General features: G+C 66.9%; 20 protein-coding genes and 2 riboswitches. Of the genes, 12 read left to right on the forward strand and 8 right to left on the reverse strand.

Going from position 1 to position 22,937, the window contains the following annotated elements; translation table 11 throughout:
* Positions 1–12 precede the first annotated feature (12 nt).
* A riboswitch (cobalamin riboswitch) is annotated at positions 13–230 on the reverse strand.
* A 13-nt stretch (positions 231–243) separates the two neighbouring features.
* Genes EV641_RS25885 through EV641_RS25895 form a run of 3 tightly spaced genes read left to right on the forward strand, consistent with a single transcriptional unit; the run spans position 244 to position 3,493 of the window.
* Positions 244–1,332, forward strand: a complete 1,089-nt coding sequence (locus EV641_RS25885; RefSeq protein ID WP_241997478.1) for a cobalamin biosynthesis protein CobG — start codon at positions 244–246, stop codon at positions 1,330–1,332.
* Entirely contained in the window at positions 1,329–1,979 is a 651-nt protein-coding gene (locus tag EV641_RS25890) for a precorrin-8X methylmutase (protein ID WP_054720462.1), read from the forward strand. The genes EV641_RS25885 and EV641_RS25890 overlap by 4 nt, the downstream gene beginning before the upstream one ends.
* Positions 1,976–3,493 carry a precorrin-2 C(20)-methyltransferase gene (locus EV641_RS25895; protein ID WP_132475785.1) on the forward strand — a complete coding sequence of 506 codons (1,518 nt, stop codon included), beginning with the start codon at positions 1,976–1,978 and terminating at the stop codon, positions 3,491–3,493. Before EV641_RS25890 ends, EV641_RS25895 begins: the two co-directional genes overlap by 4 nt.
* Here the strand turns inward: EV641_RS25895 and EV641_RS25900 are convergent.
* Positions 3,490–3,882: an SPW repeat protein gene (locus tag EV641_RS25900; protein WP_132475788.1), complete on the reverse strand. Its 393-nt coding sequence runs from the start codon at positions 3,880–3,882 to the stop codon at positions 3,490–3,492. The two genes, EV641_RS25895 and EV641_RS25900, sit on opposite strands and share 4 nt — an antisense overlap.
* 134 nt (positions 3,883–4,016) lie before the next feature.
* Between EV641_RS25900 and EV641_RS25905 the strand changes: the two genes are divergently transcribed.
* Positions 4,017–4,583: a TetR family transcriptional regulator gene (locus EV641_RS25905; RefSeq protein ID WP_132475791.1), complete on the forward strand. Its 567-nt coding sequence runs from the start codon at positions 4,017–4,019 to the stop codon at positions 4,581–4,583.
* A 22-nt stretch (positions 4,584–4,605) separates the two neighbouring features.
* On the opposite strand, the gene EV641_RS25910 is transcribed toward EV641_RS25905, so the two are convergent.
* Positions 4,606–5,151 carry a TetR/AcrR family transcriptional regulator gene (locus tag EV641_RS25910; protein WP_132475794.1) on the reverse strand — a complete coding sequence of 182 codons (546 nt, stop codon included), beginning with the start codon at positions 5,149–5,151 and terminating at the stop codon, positions 4,606–4,608.
* A 7-nt stretch (positions 5,152–5,158) separates the two neighbouring features.
* On the reverse strand, positions 5,159–6,598 hold the full coding sequence (locus tag EV641_RS25915; protein ID WP_132475797.1) for an MFS transporter: 1,440 nt from the start codon (positions 6,596–6,598) through the stop codon (positions 5,159–5,161).
* Positions 6,599–6,836: 238 nt separating this feature from the next.
* On the opposite strand from EV641_RS25915, the gene EV641_RS25920 reads away from it, so the two are divergent.
* From EV641_RS25920 to EV641_RS25935, 4 genes are read left to right on the forward strand one after another with little or no spacing between them, the layout of a single operon-like run.
* Positions 6,837–9,161 carry a xanthine dehydrogenase family protein molybdopterin-binding subunit gene (locus EV641_RS25920; protein ID WP_132475800.1) on the forward strand — a complete coding sequence of 775 codons (2,325 nt, stop codon included), beginning with the start codon at positions 6,837–6,839 and terminating at the stop codon, positions 9,159–9,161.
* Positions 9,158–10,045, forward strand: coding sequence for a xanthine dehydrogenase family protein subunit M (locus EV641_RS25925; RefSeq protein WP_132475803.1), 888 nt, complete (start codon positions 9,158–9,160; stop codon positions 10,043–10,045). Before EV641_RS25920 ends, EV641_RS25925 begins: the two co-directional genes overlap by 4 nt.
* Positions 10,042–10,527 (forward strand): (2Fe-2S)-binding protein, encoded by a 486-nt coding sequence (locus EV641_RS25930; RefSeq protein ID WP_132475806.1) that lies wholly within the window; start codon positions 10,042–10,044, stop codon positions 10,525–10,527. The genes EV641_RS25925 and EV641_RS25930 overlap by 4 nt, the downstream gene beginning before the upstream one ends.
* Position 10,528: 1 nt before the next feature.
* A complete protein-coding gene (locus tag EV641_RS25935) occupies positions 10,529–11,365 on the forward strand; it encodes a mycofactocin-coupled SDR family oxidoreductase (protein WP_054719476.1) in 837 nt (278 codons plus the stop codon).
* Here the strand turns inward: EV641_RS25935 and EV641_RS25940 are convergent.
* Together EV641_RS25940 and cbiE are read right to left on the reverse strand one after the other, a co-directional pair.
* Positions 11,358–12,113: an SAM-dependent methyltransferase gene (locus EV641_RS25940; protein ID WP_054719475.1), complete on the reverse strand. Its 756-nt coding sequence runs from the start codon at positions 12,111–12,113 to the stop codon at positions 11,358–11,360. The two genes, EV641_RS25935 and EV641_RS25940, sit on opposite strands and share 8 nt — an antisense overlap.
* Positions 12,110–13,309: a precorrin-6y C5,15-methyltransferase (decarboxylating) subunit CbiE gene (gene cbiE, locus EV641_RS25945; protein ID WP_132475809.1), complete on the reverse strand. Its 1,200-nt coding sequence runs from the start codon at positions 13,307–13,309 to the stop codon at positions 12,110–12,112. Before cbiE ends, EV641_RS25940 begins: the two co-directional genes overlap by 4 nt.
* Before the next feature lie 56 nt (positions 13,310–13,365).
* Positions 13,366–13,558, forward strand: a riboswitch (cobalamin riboswitch).
* A gap of 33 nt (positions 13,559–13,591) precedes the next feature.
* Here cbiE and EV641_RS25950 point away from each other — a divergent pair.
* From EV641_RS25950 to EV641_RS25965, 4 genes are read left to right on the forward strand one after another with little or no spacing between them, the layout of a single operon-like run.
* Positions 13,592–15,487 (forward strand): VWA domain-containing protein, encoded by a 1,896-nt coding sequence (locus EV641_RS25950; RefSeq protein WP_199233392.1) that lies wholly within the window; start codon positions 13,592–13,594, stop codon positions 15,485–15,487.
* The gene (cobO, locus tag EV641_RS25955; RefSeq protein ID WP_132475815.1) at positions 15,487–16,101 is read left to right on the forward strand and encodes a cob(I)yrinic acid a,c-diamide adenosyltransferase; all 615 of its coding nucleotides are present in this window, start codon (positions 15,487–15,489) and stop codon (positions 16,099–16,101) included. Before EV641_RS25950 ends, cobO begins: the two co-directional genes overlap by 1 nt.
* A 13-nt stretch (positions 16,102–16,114) precedes the next feature.
* Positions 16,115–18,481 carry a cobyrinate a,c-diamide synthase gene (locus EV641_RS25960; protein WP_132475818.1) on the forward strand — a complete coding sequence of 789 codons (2,367 nt, stop codon included), beginning with the start codon at positions 16,115–16,117 and terminating at the stop codon, positions 18,479–18,481.
* Positions 18,463–19,401: a cobalamin biosynthesis protein gene (locus tag EV641_RS25965; RefSeq protein WP_241997479.1), complete on the forward strand. Its 939-nt coding sequence runs from the start codon at positions 18,463–18,465 to the stop codon at positions 19,399–19,401. The genes EV641_RS25960 and EV641_RS25965 overlap by 19 nt, the downstream gene beginning before the upstream one ends.
* 70 nt (positions 19,402–19,471) lie before the next feature.
* Here EV641_RS25965 and EV641_RS25970 read toward each other — a convergent pair whose 3' ends face one another.
* The 3 genes from EV641_RS25970 to EV641_RS25980 are packed head-to-tail and all read right to left on the reverse strand — an operon-like array spanning position 19,472 to position 22,690.
* Positions 19,472–21,085: a CotH kinase family protein gene (locus EV641_RS25970; protein WP_132475821.1), complete on the reverse strand. Its 1,614-nt coding sequence runs from the start codon at positions 21,083–21,085 to the stop codon at positions 19,472–19,474.
* Positions 21,085–21,762 (reverse strand): DUF4956 domain-containing protein, encoded by a 678-nt coding sequence (locus tag EV641_RS25975; RefSeq protein WP_054719452.1) that lies wholly within the window; start codon positions 21,760–21,762, stop codon positions 21,085–21,087. The genes EV641_RS25970 and EV641_RS25975 overlap by 1 nt, the downstream gene beginning before the upstream one ends.
* Before the next feature lie 22 nt (positions 21,763–21,784).
* On the reverse strand, positions 21,785–22,690 hold the full coding sequence (locus EV641_RS25980; RefSeq protein WP_132475824.1) for a polyphosphate polymerase domain-containing protein: 906 nt from the start codon (positions 22,688–22,690) through the stop codon (positions 21,785–21,787).
* Positions 22,691–22,937: the final 247 nt, after the last annotated feature.

The following is a 22,937-nucleotide window of genomic DNA, read 5'->3' on the forward strand; positions in this document are numbered from 1 at the left end:
CCAAAACCCTCGTGGACGTACTCATGCCGTGGCCGGTCTCCTGGCTGACGGATCATCGCTACTGCGCCGACCTTCCCGGACTGTCGTCCAGTGGTCTCCGTTCCGGCAGGCCGGTACGGACGAGGGCGAGCAACTACCCGCTCACAGTGGCGAGGGCCGCGCCGGTTTCTCACCGGCTTCCCGTAACCACGGCATCGCCAGCGTAGCGCACCATTTTCTGAGGATGTGCAACCATGTGGTCCCGTGGAGCACGTCTCGCCCGATCTTCCCCCCGACCGCTGCCCCGGGCTGCTGCGACCGCACCTCGCAGCAGACGGGGCGCTGGTGCGTCTGCGCGCCCCCGGGGGCCGTGTTCCGCCCGGCGGGCTCGGGCAACTCTCGGCCGCGTCGCAGGACTTCGCCGACGGCGACGTGCACCTCACATCACGAGGCAATCTGCAGGTCAGGGGAATTTCCCTCGACGAGTGCGGCAATATGCCCGCCGGTCTCGCCGACGCGATCACGGCCGCCGGATTCCTGCCGTCACCGACGCACGAACGAGTACGCAACGTAGTCGCATCGCCGTTGTCGGGGCTTGTCGGCGGGGTCGCCGACATCAGGCCACTGATCGGTGCGCTCGATACTGCGCTGTGCGCAGAACCGGCGCTCGCCGAGCTGCCCGGCCGGTTCCTGTTCGGTCTCGACGACGGCCGCGGCGACGTCGCCGGACTCCGCTGCGATCTCGCGTCTGTCGCCCTCGACGCCCGGACCATGCGAATCGTGATCGGTGAACTGGCCGGTCCGATCGTACCTATATCGCAGGTCATCGACACTCTGATCGACCTGGCGCTCGGATTCGTGCAGACACGCGGGACGCTCTGGCACGTGCGGCAGCTGCCCGGGCGCGGCGCCGAACTCGGGGGCGTCGGCCGGGCTCCCGCGCTCCCGTCGTATGCGATGCCCTACGGAGTGCTCGCCCGTACGGTGTCGGCGCTGGTCCCGCTGGGAATCCTGTCGCCGTCCATGGCTACGGCCCTGCCCGACGACGACGTGATCGTCACACCGTGGCGCGGCCTGGTACTCCCCTCCGGCGCCGATCCGGCCGCGTTGTCCGACGCCGGATTCGTGTTGTCGGACGACTCCGCGTGGCCCCGGGTCACCGCGTGCACCGGATCTCCCGGGTGTAGCCTCGCCCGAGGTGATACCCGGGCTCTGGCCCGTCGCACCGTCACTTCCGGCACCACAGCAGACCGCCTACATATCGTCGGCTGCGAACGCGCCTGCGGTGCACCGAATTCCCCGCACACCCTTGTTTTCGCCAGCCGCTCGACGTCACACAGGAGCTCGACGTGACCCTTCAGCCACCACCCCGCCGCTACGAGTACGAGACGGACGGCGCGCATATCTACGTCCGTTCGTTCGCGACGATCCGCGCCGAATCCGACCTCGCGGCGATCCCGGGCGATGCCGAGAAGGTCGCGGTGCGGATGATCCATGCGAGCGGCCAGACCGACCTGGCGAACGATCTGGTGATCCACCCCGATCTGGTGTCCGCGGCCCGCACGGCCCTGAACGCGGGCGCGCCGATCCTGGCCGATGCGAATATGGTCGCCGCCGGGGTCACCCGTAAACGGCTGCCGGCAGACAACGACGTGCTGTGCCTCCTCGGCGATCCTCGGGTGCCGGAACTCGCGCAGCAATGGAACACCACGCGCTCGGCCGCAGCCGTGTCGCTGTGGGCCGACCGGCTCGAGGGCGCGGTCGTCGCAATCGGCAACGCACCCACCGCACTGTTCCACCTGTTGGAGATGCTCGATGCCGGTGCACCGCGTCCGGCGGCGATCATCGGTGTGCCGGTGGGATTCATCGGAGCCGCCGAATCCAAGGAGGCCCTGATCGCACACGATCTGCAGATCCCCCATCTCGTGGTGCGGGGTCGCCGGGGCGGGTCGGCCATGGCGTCGTCGGCACTCAACGCACTGGCCCAGGAGGCGGAATGACCGGCAGGATCTACGGGGTCGGGCTCGGACCCGGCGACCCGGAACTCATCACCCGCAAGGCCGCCCGCCTGATCGCGGAGGCCGACGTGATCGCCTACCACTCGGGCACGCATGGCCGGTCGATCGCGCGCGGCATCGCTGCCGGACTGATCCCGGAGGGCGTGACGGAAGAGAAGCTGGTGTACCCCGTCACCGTCGGCACCACTGACCACCCCGGCGGATACGACGGGGCGATCGCCGACTTCTACGACGAGTGCGCTGCGCGTCTTGCCGCCCACCTCGACGCCGATCGCACCGTCGTCGTGCTGTGCGAAGGTGACCCGTTGTTCTACGGGTCGTACATGTACCTCCACGACCGGTTGTCGGAAGAGTATGTTGCCGAGGTGATCCCAGGGGTCACATCGTTCTCGGCGGCCGCAGCCGCGGCCGCCGAGCCCCTGGTGCGCCGCACCGATGTCCTCACCATCCTCCCGGGAACCCTTCCCGAGCCCGAATTGGCAAGGCGACTGGCCGATACCGACGGCGCGGTCATCATGAAACTGGGCCGCACCTTCGAATCGGTGCGAAGCGCCCTGGAGCAATCCGGACGACTCGACGGTGCCGTGTACGTCGAGCGTGCAACCATGGACGGGCAACGCATCGTCGCAGCTGCAGACGTGGATCCCGATACAGTTCCGTATTTTTCGGTGATCCTCGCAGCCGGCGACAAGGCTCCCCGCAACCGCGGAGTGACCGACCGATCCCGCCCCGTCACGCTCGAGGCCGAGACCTCGGTCGAGACACACGAATTGCTGGTGATCGGACTCGGCCCCGCCGACGACAGGTGGCTCACTCCCGAGGCATCGGCGGCTCTCGCGTCGGTCGATCATGTCGTCGGATACGGTCCGTACGTCGATCGGGTTCCCGTGCGCCCTGGCCTGCAACGACATTCGAGTGGAAACACCGTCGAGGTCGATCGCGCCAGGTTCGCGCTCGACCTGACACTGTCCGGCGAGAAGGTGGCCGTGGTGTCCGGCGGTGACGCCGGGGTGTTCGGGATGGCGTCGGCGGTGTTCGAGGCAGCGCAGGACGACATGTACGCGTCGGTGCCGATCCGCGTGTTGCCGGGAGTGTCGGCGGTGCAGGCCGTCGCGGCCCGCGCGGGTGCGCCCATCGGAGGCGATTTCGCAGTCATGAGCCTGTCTGACCGACTCAAGCCCTGGAGCGTGATCGAGAAGCGGCTCACTGCGATCGCGGAAGCCGATCTCGTGCTGGCGATCTACAATCCCGCGTCGCGGTCGCGCGCGACGCAGGTCGCCGACGCGCGATCACTGTTCCTGCAGCATCGGCCGGGCGACACCGTCGTCGTGATCGGGCGGGACGTGGGCAGGACGGGTGAGTCGCTCGAGGTCACCACCCTCGAGAAACTGGATCCCACGAGCATCGACATGAAGTGCCTGCTCATCATCGGTGCAGCAGGCACCTCCACGTTGCCGTCCGGCTCGGTGTGGACGTCGCGCTCGGTGGGAGCCTAGACACGTGTGTGTTCAACCCGATAGGTTTCGCGGTCGTGGCGTTCGGTCTTCTCGGTGAGATCGTCGGATTCGTCTTGCACATAAGCGGTTCCGGCGATCAGCATAATCAGGGCACCGGAGATCCACGAGGTCCACGCGGCGGCGTCACCAGCGTACTGGCCCACCCACGGCACGACGAACAGGACGAGGCCGACGACGGACAACGCCCAGTGGTCCTTCGTGGGATTGCGGGCGATGAGCGACCACAGTGCGTAGAGCGTCGCGAGGGCACCGAAGCCGAGAGTGAGCCCGGATCCGACCGGTGTGGTGTCTGCCCAGATCCCTGCAGACATGGTGACGAGGCCGAGGAGTGCAGCTGCTCCCCCGGCCAGTTTTCGGGTGTCGGTCATGACTGGATTCCTTCCGTGTGGTCGGCCCGTAACGAGGGAGGTTCGATACGCTACATGTAGTGTAGCTACACCTAGTGTAGCGTTCCTCGCGGCGGAAACATTCCCACGCCAGGAGACCGAACAAAGGAGCCGACGTGACAGCGACAGAAACTGGGTCCGTCGAGCAGCGCATCGCCGAGGCCGTCCGCGACCTCCTGCGTATCAAGGGCCCCACTGCCGTCACCATCGAAGGCGTCGCCAACCGCACGGGAATGGCGCGCACCACGATCTACCGTCGCTACCGCGACCGCGACGAGATGCTCACTGCAAGCCTCGAACCGATCGCTCGCCCCGAACCGCCGGCAGCCGACTCCACACCGCGCGAGGTCTTGACCTGGCTGGCGCACGAGTCCAGGAGGTCCATCGATATGGGCATCGGATTCGGCGGGTTTTCCGCCCTTCTCACCGATCCCGACCCCTCATTCACGCACCTGATCCGCGCGGTCCTCGTCCGGCACCGCGGCAACCTCTCGGCCGTCATCCACGACCACATCGCCCGGGGAACCGTGCGTGCCGACCTCGACCTCGATGCTTTCCTGGACTGCCTCGTGGGCGCCTATGCCGCCGAGCGCGCCCGCAGTCCCGAACTCGAATCGAACCGAGCGCAGCGGGTCGTCGACACCCTACTCCCGGCCTTCGCCGCTTCGATGTCGGCCGGGTAGCCCACCCGAGAGGCAAAAGCAGTCACAATCCGTCATCGTCGATGATCTTCTGCACGAGCGCACCGTACGCCTCGATCAACTTCGCGCTGTCGATCGCCTGGGGCGTCAGAATCTCGAAGGTGCGCAGGCCGCTCGCCAGGCCCAGCAGCAGCGTCACGACCATTCGGGCCCGGGTCTTTTCGGGCGTCTGTTCGCCGATCACCGCCGCGATGCGGGGCACCACTCGTTCTGTCATCTTCGCGCGGGCAATTTCGGGTTCCGGGGCTTCCTGTACGAGATACGGAGCCATCGCCCAGAATTCGTAGTCCCCCGAGTTCCGGCGTTCGACCACCGCCCGCACCAACCGATACCCCGGCAATTCCTCGGAAGGATCCGGATCGAGTCCCGGAGAGTCGGGCGCAGCAGCCTGGAAGAGCTCGGCCTTGCTGCCCGACAGCTTCATCACGAGGGCCGGCGAGACACCGGCCGCATCGGCAATATCCCTGATGGTCGTGCCGTTGAAGCCCCGCTCGGCGAACAACGGTCGCGCAGCGTCGAGGATGGTCTCGCGGGTGGTCCGTTCACTCATCGCAACCTCACGCCGCCTCGATTGCATCGACGACCGGCGTCGTGCGCACGGGCTGATGCTTCGGCAGGAGCACGGCGCACAGCGTAGCCACGAACGTGGACGAGCCCGCAATCACGAAGATCACAATGATGGCTCCGTGCGCCGGGAAGGTCGCGCCCGCCGCTTCGATAGTGATACTCGCGAGCAACGCAGCGACCACCGCGCTCATACTCGACATCCCGATGGTGCGCAGGAGGCTGTTGAGACCGTTCGCGGCGGCCGTGTCGGTGACAGGAACAGCACCCATGATCAGCGCCGGCAGGGTCGCGTAGGCCAAGGCGTTGCCGATGCTCACCATCGCCGCACCGATGACGATCAGGACGACGGTGTCGTCCCACGTGATGCGGAAGAGGTAGGCCGCGGTCATGACGAGGGTCCCGAGCGTGAGCGTGAAGCGCCCGCCGAACCGCATGGTGAGTCTCCCCGCTACCGGTGAGGTCAGGATCATCGCCACGCTACCGGGAATCATGCACAGCCCGGCGGTTGCCGCACTGAGCCCGAACCCGAAGCCGGTGATCTCGGGTAGCTGCAACTGTTGCGTGGTCGCCAGCAAGCTGGCATACGCGGAGAATCCGATGAAGAGGCCGGCGAGATTGGCGAGCAGCACCGTGCGCCGCGCCGACACGCGCAGGTCGACCATCGGGGCCTTCACTCGCAACTGATACGGCACGAAGACGCCCGCGATCACGATGGCTGCGACGAAGCACGCGACGGTCTGCGCACTCGACCAGCCCCACGCCGGACCCTTCGAGATCCCCAGAAGCAGAGCTGTCAGGGCGAGCGACAGCAACAGCGCACCGAGAATGTCGAAGCGGCCGCGGGTTCCCGTCGCGGAGGCGGGAACGACGAGCAGGATGCCCAGCGTGAGCAATGTGCCGACTGCCGCAGACACCCAGAAGACGGACGTCCAGCCGAAGTTGTCGTACAACGCGCCCGCCGCCGGCATGCCCAGTGCACCACCGATTCCCATCGTGGAGCTGGTGAGCGCCACAGCCCCGGCGACCTTCTCGCGAGGAAGCACATCGCGCAGGACTGCCATCGCCACCGGGATGAGCGACGACGAGAACCCCTGCAGGCCGCGTCCGATGAGAACGAACAGATAGTCGCCTCCGATCGCCGCGATCAGCGCACCGGCGACCATCATCGACAACGACAACACCATCATCCGGCGCTTGCCGTACATGTCGGCCATCCTGGAGACGATGGGCGTGGCCACCGCTCCGGTCAGCAAGGTGATGGTGATGAGCCAGCCGACATCACCCGCGGTGACATCGAGCAGCTCCGGGAGATCCGGCAGCAGGGGTACCACGAGAGTGGTCTGGAGAGCCACGACGAGACCCGCGACGCTCAACAGTGCCGTGATCACACCGCTGGACGCCGCACTTCGCGACGGGGTCGCTGTATCCATCCCGATCCTCCATCGCCACCTTCGGTGAACGTCGTTCACCCCACGCAGTGAACGACGTTCACCAGGTGACTGTCAACCACCCCGCACATCGCCGTTCTGCGACGTCACACGGCACACCCGGGCGCCGCACCTGCGAGAAGAACATGCTCTCCTCGAGAGAATGTGATTGACACCTCACTTCGGGGGGTGCTAGACACTTGCTCAGCATCCACCGAAGGCCGAGGTGAGAATTTCTGTGATGAGGCCCAGCATTTCCGCTTACGTCGGGACTCGCATCAAGCGAGTCGAAGACCCCCGACTCCTGACCGGCGCCGGCATGTTCGTCGACGACGTGACACGTCCCGGCATGCTCCACGCATGTTTCGTGCGCAGCCCGTTCGCCCGCGCCCGGATCGTCGACATCGACATCTCCGAGGCTCTCGCACTCGACGGGGTCCACGCGGTGTACGTCGCCGCCGACCTCGCACCCGGCATCCACGAGCAGACCTACGCGCTCGACGGGCCGTACATGCCGGCCCTGAATTGGCCCCCGCTCGCCGAGGACGAAGTGCGTTTCGTCGGCGATCCCGTCGCGCTGGTCGTGGCCGACGACCGGTACATCGCGGAGGACGCGGTCGAGCTCGTCGCCGTCGATTACGACCCGCTGACACCGGTTGTCGACTACACCGCCGCCGATCGGGCCGACGAACTGGTCCACGCCGCGCACCCCGCGAATATCGCCGCGGCCATGGGCGGTCCACTCCCCGACGAGCTGGCGAAGACGTTCGACGAGGCAGCCCACGTGGTCTCCCGGACCATCCATCAGCAGGCCTACATCGCGGTCCCCATGGAGACCCGCGGCCTCGTCGCCGAATGGTCGGCCGGCGAGATGACCGTCTGGGCCTCCACCCAATCCCCGCACGAGGTCCGCGGCTTCACCGCCCGGCTGCTCGGGCTCGACGAGCACAGCGTCCGGGTGATCATGCGCGACACCGGTGGCGGCTTCGGGCAGAAGGTCGTTCCGCAGCGCGAGGACATCGCCGTGCTGCTCGCCGCCAGAAAACTTCCGGCCGCGGTGAAATGGATCGAAGACCGACAGGAACACATGATGTCGGCCGGCATGGCCCGCCAGGAATGCGGCGACGCGCGTTTCGCGTTCGACGCCGACGGCAAGCTGCTCGGCGCCTCGATCGACCACGTCCAGAACGTGGGCGCCTACCCGATCCCGTCGCCGGTGACGTCCGGGGCGGTTGTCGGGATGCTGTTCCCCGGACCTTATCGAGTGCCCGCGGCCGCGTTCTCGATGAAGCTGACGTACACGAACACCGTCGGCCGGGTCGCGTATCGCGGGCCGTGGCAGTTCGAATCCCTGGCGCGCGAGATGCTGCTCGACGTCGCGGCACGTCAGATGGACATCGACCCCGTCGAACTCCGGCGACGCAACATGCTCAGCGCCTCAGATCTGCCGCTCGCCAACCCGCTGGGCATGCCGTACAACGACTCGACGCCGCTCGAGACGTTCGAGCACGCCCTGTCGATCCTCGACTACGACGCATTCCGGCGGGAGCAGGAACGCGCACGCACCGAAGGGCGCTACATCGGGGTCGGCACCTGCACCTACATCGAACCCACCACGGGTGCAACGCCGTTCCACGCCACAGAAGGTGCGACGATTCGCATCGAACCGTCGGGCAAGGTCAATGTCTACGTTGCCGGCGGGTCGTCGGGCAACAGTCTCGAAACCACCGCTGTGCAGCTCACCGCTGATGCGCTCGGCGTCGACATCGCCGATGTCCACACCATCCAGGGCGATACCGCGATCACCCCGTTCGGTGCCGGAACCGGTGGTAGCCGCTCCGGGTCGATGATTGCGGGAGCAGTCCGGGAAACGACGTCGGTGCTGCGCGACCGGATCCTTGCCATCGCCGCACACAAGCTCGAAGCCGCGGTCGAGGACATCGAGTTCGTGGATAGTCGCGCGACCGTCCGTGGTGTCCCGAGCGTCGGGATCACCCTGAAAGAGATCGCCGAGATCTCCTACTTCCAGGCCGAGACACTGCCGCCCGGAGTACCTCCGGGACTCGAATCCAGTGGCCGCTACCATTCGCCGTCCATGATGTTGTGGGCCAATGCCAGCCACGTCTGCACGTGCGAGGTCGACATCGAGACAGGGGCGGTGAAAATCCTCCGTTTCATCGTCGGTGAGGACTGCGGTCCGATGATCAATCCCGACATCGTCGAGGGCCAGATCTACGGTGGCACCGTCCAGGGAATCGGTGGCGCCCTCTACGAGCACCTCGCGTACGACGACGACGGCAACCCCGTGACCACCACGTTCATGGACTACCTGCTTCCCACCACCGACACCGTCCCCGACATCGAGATCGGGCACGTCGAATCCCCCAGCGCCGGACCCGGCGGCTACAAGGGTGTCGGTGAGGGCGGCGCGATCGGAGCGTCCCCGGCCGTGGTCAACGCGGTCGCCGATGCCTTGGCACCCTTCGGAGTGGAAGTGACCGGCTTGCCCCTGTCCCCCGCCACGATCATCAAGATGCTCGACGAGGTCCAGGCGGTGAAGGCATGAAGACCTCGGCCTTCGACTATCACGCACCCGGCACCGCTACCGACGCGGTCGCGCTCATCGCCGAATTGGGCGACGAAGCAAAGTTCATCGCGGGCGGGCAGAGTCTGATGCCGATGCTCAACCTGCGGCTCGCCGTGTTCGATCACCTCGTGGACCTGCGCAAACTCGCAGAACTGCGCGGCATCGAACAGCGCGGCGACGCGGTGTGGATCGGCGCAGGCACCACGCACTCGAAAGTCGGCCGCTCTACCGAACTGGCGACCGCGGTCCCACTGCTGTCCCGCGCGACACCGTTGATCGGACACTTCCAGATCCGCAACCGCGGCACCCTCGGAGGGTCGATTGCGCACGGCGACGGCGCAGCAGAATATCCCGCGGTCGCATTGGCCCTGGACGCCGAGATCGAAGCTTTGTCTCCACGAGGAAGCCGTACCATCGCCGCCTCGGAGTTCTTCACCGGGATGTGGACCACCGATCTCGAAGCCGACGAGCTGCTCACCGGCGTGAGGTTCCCGACGTGGAGCGGGCGCTCCGGGTTCGCGATCGAGGAATTCGCCCGACGCACCGGCGACTTCGCACTCGCCGGCGCAGCAATCGCGATCCGCCTCGATGCCGCGTCGACACTCGACCGATGCGCGATCACGCTGTTCGGTGTGGCCCCGACGCCGGTCCGCGTCACCGCGGTGGAGTCGGAACTTCTCGGCCGGACCATCCACGAGATCGACGCCGACGAGGTCGGCCGGAGCGCACTCGGTTCGCTCGACACGGTCTCCGACGACCTGCACGGCCCCGCCACCTACCGCCGGCGGGTGGGAGCGACGATCACAGCACGTGCGTGGCGTCGCGCCGTGGACGAGGCAACTGCCCGGGAGGGGTTCGAATGACCAATGTAGACATCGAAGTTCATGTCAACGGGAGCCCGCGTCGCCATTCGGTGCCACCACGACTGACTCTCGCCGACTACCTACGCGTCGACTGCGGCCTCACCGGAACACATCTCGGCTGCGAACACGGCGTGTGCGGTGCGTGCACGGTCCTGCTCGACGGCGAAGCCGTACGCGCGTGCCTCGTCTTCGCGGTGCAGGCCGACGGCGCCGAAGTCACCACCATCGAAGCAATGGCGTCCGAGGACGGCACACTGTCGCCGGTCCAGGCCGCATTCCGAGATCATCACGGTCTCCAATGCGGTTTCTGCACACCGGGGTTCATCGTCTCGGCCACGGCGTTCCTGGAGGAGAACCCGTCGCCGACAGACGGAGAGATTCGGGAAGCACTGTCCGGAAACATCTGCCGATGCACCGGATATCAGGGAATCATCGCGGCGGTGAAGGCTGCCGCGGCCACCACAACGAGCACAGGGGAATGACATGACGGGACGGGTCGAGGGCAAGGTCGCATTCATCACGGGCGCAGCACGTGGTCAAGGACGCAGTCACGCGGTCAGATTGGCGGAAGAAGGTGCCAATATCATCGCGGTCGACGTCTGTAAGCAGCTGGACGGGGTTCCGATCCCGATGTCGACTCCCGAGGATCTCGAGGAGACCGTGTCGCTGGTCGAGAAGGCGGGCGGCAAGATCTACGCCGCGCAGGCCGACGTCCGCGACATGGCCGCGATGCAGGCCATCGTCGACGACGGTGTCGCGCAGTTCGGTCGCCTCGACATCATCTGCGCCAATGCGGGTCTCGCGAGCTCGGGTGATCGTCTCGATGCCCTCGACGAAAAGGGCTGGCGCGACATGATCGACGTCAACCTCACCGGAGTATGGGCGACCACGCGTGTCTCGGTGCCGCACATGCGTGAAGCAGGCAACGGTGGCTCGATCATCCTCACCAGCTCGGTGGGTGGCCTGCGGGCTCTGCCGAGTGTCGGGCACTACGTCTCCGCCAAGCACGGCATGATCGGCATCATGCGCACCCTCGCCATGGAACTCGGCGAGGAGAGCATCCGCGTCAACGCCATCTGCCCGACGCAGGTGAGCACACCGATGCTTCTCAACGAGTCGACGTTCAAGATGTTCCGACCCGACCTCGAGAACCCGACCAAGGAGGATTTCGCGCCCCTGTCGCAGATGATGCACGTGCTGCCCACCCCGTGGGTCGACGCGATCGACATCAGCAACGCGGTGCTGTTCCTCGCGTCCGAGGAATCGCGGTTCATCACCGGCGTCTCGCTGCCGGTCGACGCCGGCGCGATGCTCAAATAGACCGGTCGCGCGCCGGATCGTAGAGATGTGAACACGCCACGTCGGGTGTGTCCCGGACCCCGAGGGCACGCCCGACGAGGATCACTGCGGTGTGCTTCAACCCCGCGACCTCGACCTTCTCTGCAATGTCGGCGAGTGTGCCGCGCAGCACGATCTGATTCGGGCGCGACGCGAACGCCACCACCGCCGCCGGACAGTCCGGGCCGTAGATCTCGGAGAGTTCGGCGGCGAGCACGCGTATCCGGGTGATGGCCAGGTGCAGCACCAGGCTCGCCTCGAGACCCGCGACGCGCGCGAGCGCTTCGGTGCCGGGCATCGACGTAGACCGCGCCTGCGTGCGCGTGAGCACCACGGTCTGAACGAGTTCCGGCACGGTCAGTTCCGCGCCGAGCGTCGCCGCGGCAGCAGCGTAGGCGGGGACGCCCGGCGTCACGTCCCACGCAACGCCTTCGGCGTCGAGGCGCCTGGTCTGTTCGGTCAGCGCCGAATACAACGACGGGTCGCCGGAGCACAACCGCACCGCATCGAGTCCGCGACGGTCTGCGTCGACGAGGTGTGCGGTGATCTGATCGAGGTCGAGATGCTGGGTGTCGATCAGTTCGGCGTCGCCCTTGCAGTGCGCAAGGATCTCGGCGTCGAGATACGTCCCCGCGTAGAGCACGACCGGGGCTGCGCGGAGCAGATCGACTGCCCGCAGCGTCAACAGATCTGCGGCACCAGGGCCGGATCCCACGAAATGTACTGTCATTTTTTACCTTTCGTGACACTCCATTGCACAACCGGTCGCAGCGACTGCCACCCGGTGAACGTTCCGATCGATGAGGCCTGTTCGACCGACAACCGTGACAGCTCGCCTCCGCACGTCTTCCACCATTGCACGAGCACGGCCTCGGTCTCGAGGGTCACCGAATGCACGACGAGGCGACCACCCGGCCGCAACGCATGCCAGCAGGTCTCGAGTACTCCGTCGCGACTTCCACCACCGCCGACGAAGATCGCGTCGGGGGCATTCAACCCGGAAAGCGACTCTGGTGCGGCACCTCTCACCACCGCCAGTGATGGCACACCGAGCCGGGCGGCGTTGCGCGCGATCGCGTCGGCCCGTGCCGGGTCCCTCTCTATCGCGATGGTGCGGCAACGCGGGTCGGTGCGGGCCCACTCGATACCGACAGAACCGGCACCGGCTCCCACGTCCCACAACAGCTCCCCCGGTCGCGGCGCAAGTGCACACACCGCGGCGGCCCGGACAGGTCGCTTGCTGAGCTGACCGTCGTTCTCGAAGCATTCGTCCGGGAGTCCGGGTGTCGTGGACAACCCTTCCGTCCCGACGCACTCGATGCACAGGAGACCGAGCTGCGGACCCGTGGTGTCCACGAGATCGCCCGCGGTGCCGTCGATTCGGTCCTCGTCACCTCCCAGGTCGGCGAGCACCGTCACCGCCGCATCGGCGAACCCCTCCCCCACGAGCAGCCGCGCGATCTCCGGAAGGCTCGACGAGTTCGAGGTCAGGACGATCAGCCGGCGACCTCGTGTCAGGTAGCGGCGCAGTGCGTCGACGTCGCGGCCGACGAGGGTGACCGTGTCGCATTCCTCGGCCGCCCACCCCATGCGAGCCCGGGCGAGGGCCACGGACGACACGGCGGGGATCACCTCGACTGCGTCGCGACCCAGGCGACGGATGAGGGTCGAGCCGATGCCCGATACCAAGGGGTCCCCGGACGCAAGCGCCACGACCCTGCCGGGGTGCCGGGCCAGCAGGTCGTCGAGACCGCTGAGCAGCGGGGACGGCCACGGCTCGCGGACCGCGTCGGTCGGCTGGATCATCGCGAGGTGCCGCTCGCCGCCGAGCAGGACATCGGCGGCGAGCACGTGCTCCCGGCCGGTCGCCGGCACGCTGCTCCAGCCGTCGGCGCCGATTCCGACGACGGTGATCCGTGAACCCATGGCCGTGAACGATAGCCCGTGGTCCGGGAGACGGGCGGGTGTGGATAGACTCGGCCGCGGCAAGACACATCGAAGGTGCCCTTCACAGGGATAATCGGGAAGCCGGTGAAAATCCGGCACAGGCCCGCTGCGGTGACCCGGGAGTCGTCGATCATGCGCGTGAGCGCAGCCACCGGACAGTTCCGGGAAGGCGATCGCACGACGCTCGACCGGGAAGTCCGAAGACCGGCCTTCGATCGGTTGCCGAAGTGGACATCCCAGCGGGAGCCTGTGGAGGTTGGAGTGCTCGTGTATCCGTTCAGCGCTGTCGTCGGTTCCGACGACCTGGCGCTGGCCCTGACTCTGTGCGCGGTGTCGCCGTCGATCGGCGGAGTGCTGGTGCGCGGTGAGAAGGGCACCGCCAAATCGACCATGGTACGTGCGCAAGCAGCGCTGTTGCCGCAGGTCGCGGAGGTCGAGAGCTGCCGGTTCGCGTGCGATCCGTCGTCCCCCGACCCGCACTGCCCCGACGGCCCGCATCCGCCCGACACCCCGTCGCACATCCGACCGGCACGGCTCGTGGAGTTCCCCGTCGGCGCGAGCGAAGACCGCGTCACCGGATCCCTGCACCTCGGCAAGGCCCTGTCGGCTCGCACCGCCGAATACGAGCCGGGCCTGCTTGCGCTCGCACACCGCGGAGTGCTGTACGTCGACGAGGTGAACCTGCTCCACGACCATCTCGTCGACCTGCTGCTCGATGCCGCAGCCATGGGGCGATCGACGGTGGAGCGAGACGGCGTGTCCGTGAGTCACGCCGCGACGTTCGTGCTGGTGGGAACCATGAACCCCGAGGAGGGCGAGCTCCGTCCGCAACTCCTCGACCGGTTCGGGCTCGCCGTCGACGTCGCAGCACCCCGCGACCCGCAGTTGCGCGTCGAGATCGTGCGCCGCCGCCTGGCATTCGACGCGGACCCCGACTCGTTCGTCGCGCAGTGGTCCGCGGCCGAGCAGGATCTGTCCCGGCGGATCGCATCGGCCCGCGAACGCGTGTCGACGGTGCGCCTGGGCGACGACGCTCTGGTGTCGATCGCCGAGATATGCGCGGCGTTCGACGTCGACGGCATGCGCGCCGATCTCGTCACCGCCAAGACCGCGGTCGCGCACGCGGCATGGGCCGGTCGTGACGAGGTGACCCGCGAGGACGTCGCGGTCGCCGCGAAACTCGCGCTGCCGCATCGGCGGCGCCGCAACCCGTTCGACAATCCCGATACCGATGACGATCTTCTCGACGAATTGCTGAATCGGCCCGATTCGCAGCCTGATCCCGACCTCGATCCCGACGACGACCCCGACGGTGGCGGCGCGCCCGACCCGGAAGACTCCCCGGCGGACTCACCGTCCGGCTCGAGCGCAAGCGTTCCGAACTCGGTGGATGCACCTGCCGATCCGTACCGGACACGACTGTTCTCCGTCGACCGCACCGGGCGTGGTGTCGCGGGCCGGCGATCGAAGGCGGCCACCACCATCGGGCGCACCGTCGGCGACCGCGCCGGCGACACCGGCGCGATCCACCTACCTGCGACGATCCGCGCCAGCGCGCTGACCTCACGCGGCTGGGACGTGCGACGCAAGGTCGTCGAGGGCCGGGAAGCGAACCTCGTGTTGCTGTGCGTCGACGCGTCCGGGTCGATGGCGGCCAAGCAACGGATGACACAGGTCAAGACAGCAATCCTGTCGCTGCTGCTCGATGCGTACCGCCGCCGCGACACGGTCGGGCTCGTGACCTTCCGCGGTGACAGCGCGACCGTCGCGCTACCCCCGACCAACTCTGTCGATGTCGCGGCGGCTCGCCTGCGGGAACTCCCGGCCGGGGGGCGCACGCCGCTCGCCGAAGGACTTGCCGAGGCCGCCGAGACGATCCGGCGGCATCGGCTCCGCGACCCGGACAGGCGGGCGCTGCTCGTCGTCGTCACCGACGGACGCGCGACTTCGGGCACCGACGCGCTCGCCCGTTCGCTCGAGGCCGCCGATGTCCTCGCTGCCCAGGGGGTCGCGGCGGTCGTCGTCGACTCCGAAACCGGTCGCTTCCGGATGGGACTCGCAGCCCAACTCGCCGACCGGCTCGGCGCCGAGTATGTACAAGTGGGCGAGGTTCACGCCGACGCCCTCACCTCGATCGTGCGTGGGAGAGCAGCCTGATGCCGAAGGGACAACCCGAGGTCGTACCCAACGACGGGCTCACCACCCGCCAGCGCCGCAATCGGCCGCTGCTGATGGTCAACACAGGCGACGGCAAGGGCAAGTCCACCGCCGCGTTCGGGTTGGCCTTGCGCGGCTGGAATCAGGGCTGGTCGGTCGCGGTGTTCCAGTTCGTGAAGTCGGCGAAGTGGCGGCTCGGCGAGCAGACGGCGTTCGAGACCCTCGGTGAGCTGCACGACGAGCGCGGCACCGGTGGCGCGATCGAATGGCACAAAATGGGTTCGGGCTGGTCGTGGTCGCGCAAGGAAGGCAGCGACGAGGACCACGCCGCCGATGCCCTCGCGGGGTGGCGCGAAATTCAGCGACGTCTCGCCGCCGAGCAACACGGCTTGTACGTGCTCGACGAGTTCACGTATCCGATCAACTGGGGTTGGATCGACGTCGACGAGGTCGTCGAGACGCTGACGTCGCGGACCGGACATCAACACGTGATGATCACCGGGCGCCGCGCCGACCCCAAACTGATCGAGGTCGCCGACCTGGTCACCGAGATGACGAAGATCAAGCACCCGATGGATGCGGGGCAAAAAGGCCAGAAGGGCATCGAATGGTAGCGGGTGCAGCGTGGTGACGATTCCGCGCTTCGTCGTTGCCGCACCGGCATCCGGGCACGGGAAGACCACCGTTGCAACAGGTCTCATGGCCGCGTTGCGTCGCCGCGGCCACACGGTGTCGGGGCACAAGATCGGCCCCGACTACATCGACCCCGGTTACCACGCACTCGCGACCGGCCGGCCCGGACGCAACCTCGATCCGCACCTCGTCGGCAACGACCTGGTTGCGCCCCTGTTCCTGCACGGCGCGACCGGCGCCGACATGGCGGTCGTCGAGGGCGTCATGGGCCTCTACGACGGGATGCTCGGCACCGACGGGTACGCATCCACCGCCCACGTCGCAGGACTGCTGGGCGCACCCGTGATTCTCGTCGTCGACATCTCACACGCGTCGCGATCCATCGCCGCGGTCGTCCACGGCATGGCGTCATACGATCGGGGTGTCCGCATCGCCGGTGTCATCCTGAACAAGGCCGGGTCGCCACGACATTCGGACGAGGTGATTGCCGCACTCGAATCCACCGGCATCCCCGTGCTCGGTGTACTGCAGCGCGACGACGGGATCTCCGCACCGTCGCGGCATCTGGGACTTGTGCCGGCACAGGAACGTGTCGAGGCCGCCGGGCAACTCGACCGGCTCGCGTCGCAGATCGCGGAACACCTGGACCTCGACGAGGTCGTGCGCATCGCCCGATCCGCACCCGACCTGACCGATTCACCGTGGGAGCCGCCCGCATCCGGCATCGACGGCCCCGTGATCGCCGTCGCAGGGGGACGAGCATTCACGTTCCGCTACACCGAGACCGAGGAGATCCTGCGCGCAGCCGGATGCCGGACGGTCACCTTCGACCCACTGCGCGACGAGACCCTGCCCGACGACACCGCCGGCATCTACCTCGGCGGAGGCTTCCCCGAGGTGCACGCGGCGGACATCTCGTCCAATGCTCCTTTGCGCGAACATCTTCGCGCTGCCATCGCGGGCGGGGTTCCCACCGTCGCCGAATGCGCCGGACTGCTGTATCTGTGCAGGGACGTCGACGGCGCCGACATGGTCGGTGCCCTGGACGCTTCCGCCCGCATGACGCCACGGCTCACACTCGGCTACCGCACTGCGATCGCACCCGCCGACGGCCTGCTCGGACCTGCCGGAACCCGGGTGACAGGTCACGAATTCCACCGCACCACCGTCGAACCCGGCCCCTCCCCCGCGTGGCTGCTGGACGGACGTCCCGATGGCTTCTCCACCGCGACACTGCACGCGTCGTACCTGCACACACATTGGGCCGGGCATCCGCAGCTCGCGGAGCGCTTCGTCACCGCTGCCCGCGTAACGACGCCGGTTGCGGCGCCACCTCGGATGCCGCGTGTCGCGGGTCCGGACCTGCATCATCACGGCGACCGCGACGCCACCGACGGTCTCGTCGACCTCGCGGTGAACGTGTCGCGGCGACCGCGCCCGAAGTGGCTCGACGAGACGCTGCGGTCATCGCTCGATGCACTCGACCGCTATCCCGATCCCAGCGCGGCACGCGCCGCGCTGGCCGGACGACATGAGCGCAGCCTCGACGAGGTGCTGCCCACCGCGGGCGGCGCCGAAGCGTTCACGTTGATCGCGCGTGCGCGACCCTGGCGGATGCCGGTGGTGGTCCACCCGCAGTTCACCGAACCCGAAGCAGCGCTCCTCGCTGCCGGCCACGAGGTGCGGCGCGTGCTGCTGCGCGTCGACGACGGGTTCCGGCTGGATACCGACGCGGTGCCCGACAACGCGGATCTCGTGATCGTCGGTAACCCCACCAATCCCACCTCCGTGCTGCACCCGGCGTCGACCCTGCGGTCGCTGGTGCGCCCGGGCCGGGTCGTGGTGATCGACGAGGCGTTCATGGATGCGATACCGGGGGAAACGGAATCGCTGTCGAACGAGAGCATCTCCGGATTGATCACGGTGCGGTCCTTGACGAAGACCTGGGCGATCCCGGGGGTGCGCGCAGGATACGTCGTCGGCGACCCCGAGGTCCTTGCCGATCTCGCGGAGCAGCAACCGCCGTGGTCGGTGTCGACACCCGCGGCCGCGGCGATGATCGCATGCGCCGCACCGAGAGCGACGGATGAGGCGACCGTGATCGCCGACGAGATCGCCACCGACCGGGCCGCGCTCGTGGATGCGCTCACCGGTCTCGGGCTCGAGGTCGCGGGAGACCCGGCCGCTCCGTTCGTTCTCGTCCGGGTCATACAGGGAACACGGGAGGCGTTGCGTTCGAAGGGGTTCGCGTTACGCCGCGGCGACACGTTCCCGGGTCTCGGCGACCAGTGGGTGCGGATCGCCGTCCGCGACCGCGCAGTGACCGACGCCTTGACGGATGCGTGGCGGTCGATCCTGTGAGAGTCCCGTCGAGAGCCGCAGGCCTGGCACTCGGATACGCGGCCGATCAGGTGTTCGGCGATCCCCGTCGCTGGCATCCGGTGAGCGGATTCGGCAGGCTCGCGCGCGCCACGGAGAAGATCCTCTACGCCGACAACCGCGCCGCCGGTGTGGTGTTCACGTCGGTGCTCGTCGGATCGGCAACTGCCCTCGGCGTGGTCGCCGACCGCGCCACCCGCGCGCGGCCCTGGCTGTGCACCGCCGTCACCGCCGGAGCAACATGGGTGGTTCTCGGTGGCCGCTCCCTGGGTCGTGAGGCCCGCACCCTCGACGCCCAACTCCGCGACGGCGATCTCGCGGCCGCGCGGGTGCAGGTGACACATCTGGTGGGACGCGATCCGTCGCGACTCGACGAGAACGGTATCGCCCGCGCCACCATCGAGTCGGTTGCGGAGAACACGTCGGACGCCGTTGTGGCACCGCTCTTCTGGGGTGCCCTGCTCGGGCCCGCCGGGCTCTTCGGATACCGCGCGGCGAACACCCTCGACGCCCGAGTCGGTCATCGCACCCCGCGCCTCGAGAAGTTCGGGTGGGCGTCGGCACGGTTCGACGATCTGCTCAATCTCGCGCCCGCGCGGTTGTCCGCGCTGCTCGCCGCCGGCGTAGGCCCCCGGCCCGGCGCTGCACTGCACGCGTGGCGACGGGATGCGCACAAGCATCCGAGCCCGAATGCCGGGCCGGTGGAGGCATCGTTCGCGGGAGCACTCGGTGTGCAGCTCGGTGGTGTCAACGTCTACGACGGCGGCACCGAAGACCGCGGCACGCTGGGCGACGGGCCGGCACCCATACCTGACGACATCGGTCCCACAGCACGGCTCGCTTCCCGGGTGGGGCTGGGTGCACTGGTAGTGGCCGCTCTCATCGCCTGTGCCACTCGTTGATTCGAGTTTACGGCAGTAACGGACAGCCACAACCGTTCGAAGCGGTTGTGGCTGTCCACGCGCTTTGCTTCTAGATCGCTGCGAGCGCGTCGGTGCGCTGCTGAATCCAGGTTCGCATCGAGTCGACGCTCGACTGCAGGCTTTCCGCGGTCAAACCGTCACTGGTCGGAACACCGGATGCAAGGCCGTCGAGGATCGAGAGGGCCAGGCCGCTACCGTACATCTGCTCGTACAGGTCCCAGTACGCGGCCTCGTAGACATCGGTGAACGCGTCGGAGTCCAGGAACCTGGACTTCAGAGTGTTCCCACCCATCGAGCGTCCCTCCCCACCGTCGCCGTTCGGCTGCGTCCGCCCCTCGGACGGTGTCGCTCCCTCAGGTGGCGCCATACCGGTCGCTGCAGCGCCGGGAGCGCCACCCTGACCGCGCCTGCCACCCGGCCCACCCATACCTCCACCCATGCTCACAGTGTCGCTCGGCCCTGCCGTCGTTCCGCCCTGCATCGCCATGTTGAGATCCCACGACACGACTGAAATCTTCTTCGTATCGAGGTCGTACCAGAGGTAGTAGTTCTGACCGGGGCCGGACATGTCGTCGCCGTTCACGAGCAGATTCTGCGTCGCGACGTACTGGGCGAACGAGTCGACGTCGACCCAGTCTGCGAGGTGTGCGTCGAACTCCTCGTCGCTCGCCGAGTCCATCCACTTCAGGAAGCTGATGATCGGCTGGACGTCGCCCGTGCCCTCGGCATTGATCTGCTCGAACTGGTCGGTGTAGTCTGCCTGGTCATCACCGACGTACGTGAAACTCGACGACGCATCGGCCTTGTACAGATACCCGTCCGAGTCGAACAGGGAGTTCGCGTACGACTCGTCGGGATGTTCGAGCAGCAGACGCGTGGCGGTCGCGCTGCCGTTGACGGAATACACCGTGTAGGCGTAACGCTGGGTCGGCTGGTCTGTCGCGTCTGTGAGCGACAACGCCATGGCCTCGTTGAGTACCGGGCTTCCGGGCCGCACCGACAACTGTGTCATACCTTGATACGCCCGGCCTTCGACATTCTTGGAGAAGTCGATGAGCAGCGGCAGCGACGTCGGATCGTCCGTCGAGATACTGGTACCACCCATCCCGGGCATGCCTTCACCCCCTGCGAACATCTCCGCAGGGTCGAAGCCCTCGGGAAGCTCGACATCGTCGGGTAGTTCGAAGCCCCCTGGTAGTTCTGAGCCCCCGGGCGGTCCGCCGCTGCCTTCGCCACCACCGGGGCCCTCGCCCATACCGCCCCGCAATGCGGAGAGCGTCGAGTTGCCCTTCAGTCGCACACCGACGTCGGTGATCACCGTGCCGTCGATGGTGACGTCGGCGGTGACCCACTCCTTCTCGCCGTCGTCGACGTACGCGTCGATCATGTCGTCGTACTCGACGTCGCTGATGTCGATCGACACCTCATGGTCGACGGACGTGTCGAACAGGTCGACGGTGCCCGCGATATTCTCGGTGATCTCGGATGCGATGACGGTGGGGTCACCGGTGATGTAGGGGCGGATGCGGCTGGTGCCGAACACCGTCCCGACGAGCGCGACGAAGGCAACCAGCGCTACGGCGATCGTCCAGTGTTGGCGAAGCGATGTCGGAATCCGGTGCCGCAACCGTTTTCGCGGTTCCGCGCTCGTGTGCTCGTCCATCAGATGTCCGTCTGGTCGTATCCGGTGAGGACGGTGACTCGTTGGCCGGCGTTGACCTCGTTCAATGCGGTGATCAGTTCACTGGATTGCTTGCCCTTCTTCAGAGTTGCCGTGTAGTACAGCTCGGTCAGGGCACCGCCGCGGACGGACTCGGTGGATACCAGTTCGAACTCGGAGCAGTACTTGATCAGTACATCGGAGACCATGTCGGTGTATCCGGACTCCGGCGGCACTTGGACCTTCACCACCTGCCGCTGTACGTCGAGCTTGAACCAGTTGAACTTGTTCATCAGCACGAGGACCAGGCATATCGCGATGGTCGCGGCGATCGCCAGAACGTAGAAGCGGGTGCCGGTGGTCATACCGATCGCCATCACCAGGAAGATGAACCCGACGTCGCGAGTTTCCTTGATGGCGTTCCGGAATCGGACCACCGACAACGCGCCGACGAGCGCGAACGCCCGAGCGATGTTCGAGCCGACGACGAGCATGATCAGCGCCACGACCATACCCACCATGACGAGGGTCTGCACGTAGGACTGGCTGTAGGAGACGTTCTTGTGGGTATAGCGGTAGACCCAGCCGATGATGGCCGAGAGAACGAACGACAGCGACAGCGACACGACGATGTCGAGTGTCGTGAACGTTCCACTGAGATCCTGAAGATCGAAATTCATCGAGTTGTCCTGTGTCTGTGAATCAATGAGCCGGGACGGCGCGGAAGATGTCGGTGGGTACGGATGCGTTGGCGTCATCGGACATCACCAGTGCGGGTGCACCCATTCGGGATCGAGGTGCGAGCCCGAATGCTTCGACGGATTGGCAGTACTTGGAAATCCGGTTCACCGACATGTCCAGCCGTGCCGTCATGTCCGTGACCCAGTAGGGAACACGCTCATTCGCCTTGATCTCGACGATCGCGAGCTTCGGCGGGATCGTGAAGCGGTTCTCTGCCGGCGAGGCGAAGTGGAAGTCGCGGTCGCGGCCGTGGATCCTGTGGTCGATCGTCACGCGCAACCCCAGATCGGCATCGGCGCCGACGAACGCTTCCCGCAGATACCCGGTGGTGACGATCGGCCGTAGATCGAGATTGCCGATCAACGAGGTCACCTCATTCACGAAGGGACGCTGCGACGGATCGCATTCGACGTCCTGACGGTCGTCGAGCCAGCTCCGCGCCTCCCCGTAGGGCAGGGCGATCCGGCGCTTCTGGGTCACCCGGTTGACGCGCTGCTTGATCTCGATCTGCACCGACGAGCCGTCGGTGCACTCGTGCGGCGAACCGTAGAGGCGCATCCGCAACTTCCGGCGGAACTTCAACCCCTCGATCTTCTCCCAGTAGAACCGCAAGCTCGAGGTGTCGTAGTAGATCGACGTCACCGGATAGCCGCCGCGCGGGGAAAACGGGTCGTTCTCCATACGTGCGGCCAGTTCGGCCCGTAGCTGTGGAACACGCAGTTCGTCGACGAGGTATTTGATCTCGTAGCGGTTGAACGAATGCAGCTTGCTCGCGGTCTGTTGGTAACCGCTCGGGCGAGTGGGAACGTCCTCAGCAGCCCCTTCGTCGCGGGGAGAGCCCCTGCGGAACCGGTCCGACACACTCATGGAACACCCTTCGTCGCCGCTGCACTTCCGTGAACAGAGCGAGTACAACAAGTGGCGCTCGAGGAACCTTGCGATGAATCTGGCAATTCCCTGGGAACGTACGCGCGGAAACCCGAGAGTGCAGTTTTGCATGCGACTTCCGAGAAAGCCCAGGGCGGATTCAGGACGCTAACGCAACACCCGCGATCAACTCCGCGAGCACGTTACATGGCTTCCTCCAGCCGAGTGTCTTCCGCGGCCGGATATT

The organism is Rhodococcus sp. SMB37 (assembly GCF_004345605.1).
GTDB lineage: Bacteria > Actinomycetota > Actinomycetes > Mycobacteriales > Mycobacteriaceae > Rhodococcus.

Coding starts and splice junctions, on each gene's coding strand:
- EV641_RS25920 (WP_132475800.1), top strand. CDS start 6,837: ATGAGGCCCAGCATTTCCGCTTACGTCGGGACTCGCATCAAGCGAGTC.
- EV641_RS25930 (WP_132475806.1), top strand. CDS start 10,042: ATGACCAATGTAGACATCGAAGTTCATGTCAACGGGAGCCCGCGTCGC.
- EV641_RS25895 (WP_132475785.1), top strand. CDS start 1,976: ATGACCGGCAGGATCTACGGGGTCGGGCTCGGACCCGGCGACCCGGAA.
- EV641_RS25910 (WP_132475794.1), bottom strand. CDS start 5,151: ATGAGTGAACGGACCACCCGCGAGACCATCCTCGACGCTGCGCGACCG.
- cobO (WP_132475815.1), top strand. CDS start 15,487: ATGCCGAAGGGACAACCCGAGGTCGTACCCAACGACGGGCTCACCACC.
- EV641_RS25925 (WP_132475803.1), top strand. CDS start 9,158: ATGAAGACCTCGGCCTTCGACTATCACGCACCCGGCACCGCTACCGAC.
- EV641_RS25915 (WP_132475797.1), bottom strand. CDS start 6,598: ATGGATACAGCGACCCCGTCGCGAAGTGCGGCGTCCAGCGGTGTGATC.
- EV641_RS25940 (WP_054719475.1), bottom strand. CDS start 12,113: ATGACAGTACATTTCGTGGGATCCGGCCCTGGTGCCGCAGATCTGTTG.
- EV641_RS25980 (WP_132475824.1), bottom strand. CDS start 22,690: ATGAGTGTGTCGGACCGGTTCCGCAGGGGCTCTCCCCGCGACGAAGGG.
- EV641_RS25975 (WP_054719452.1), bottom strand. CDS start 21,762: ATGAATTTCGATCTTCAGGATCTCAGTGGAACGTTCACGACACTCGAC.
- EV641_RS25935 (WP_054719476.1), top strand. CDS start 10,529: ATGACGGGACGGGTCGAGGGCAAGGTCGCATTCATCACGGGCGCAGCA.
- EV641_RS25900 (WP_132475788.1), bottom strand. CDS start 3,882: ATGACCGACACCCGAAAACTGGCCGGGGGAGCAGCTGCACTCCTCGGC.
- EV641_RS25970 (WP_132475821.1), bottom strand. CDS start 21,085: ATGGACGAGCACACGAGCGCGGAACCGCGAAAACGGTTGCGGCACCGG.
- cbiE (WP_132475809.1), bottom strand. CDS start 13,309: ATGGGTTCACGGATCACCGTCGTCGGAATCGGCGCCGACGGCTGGAGC.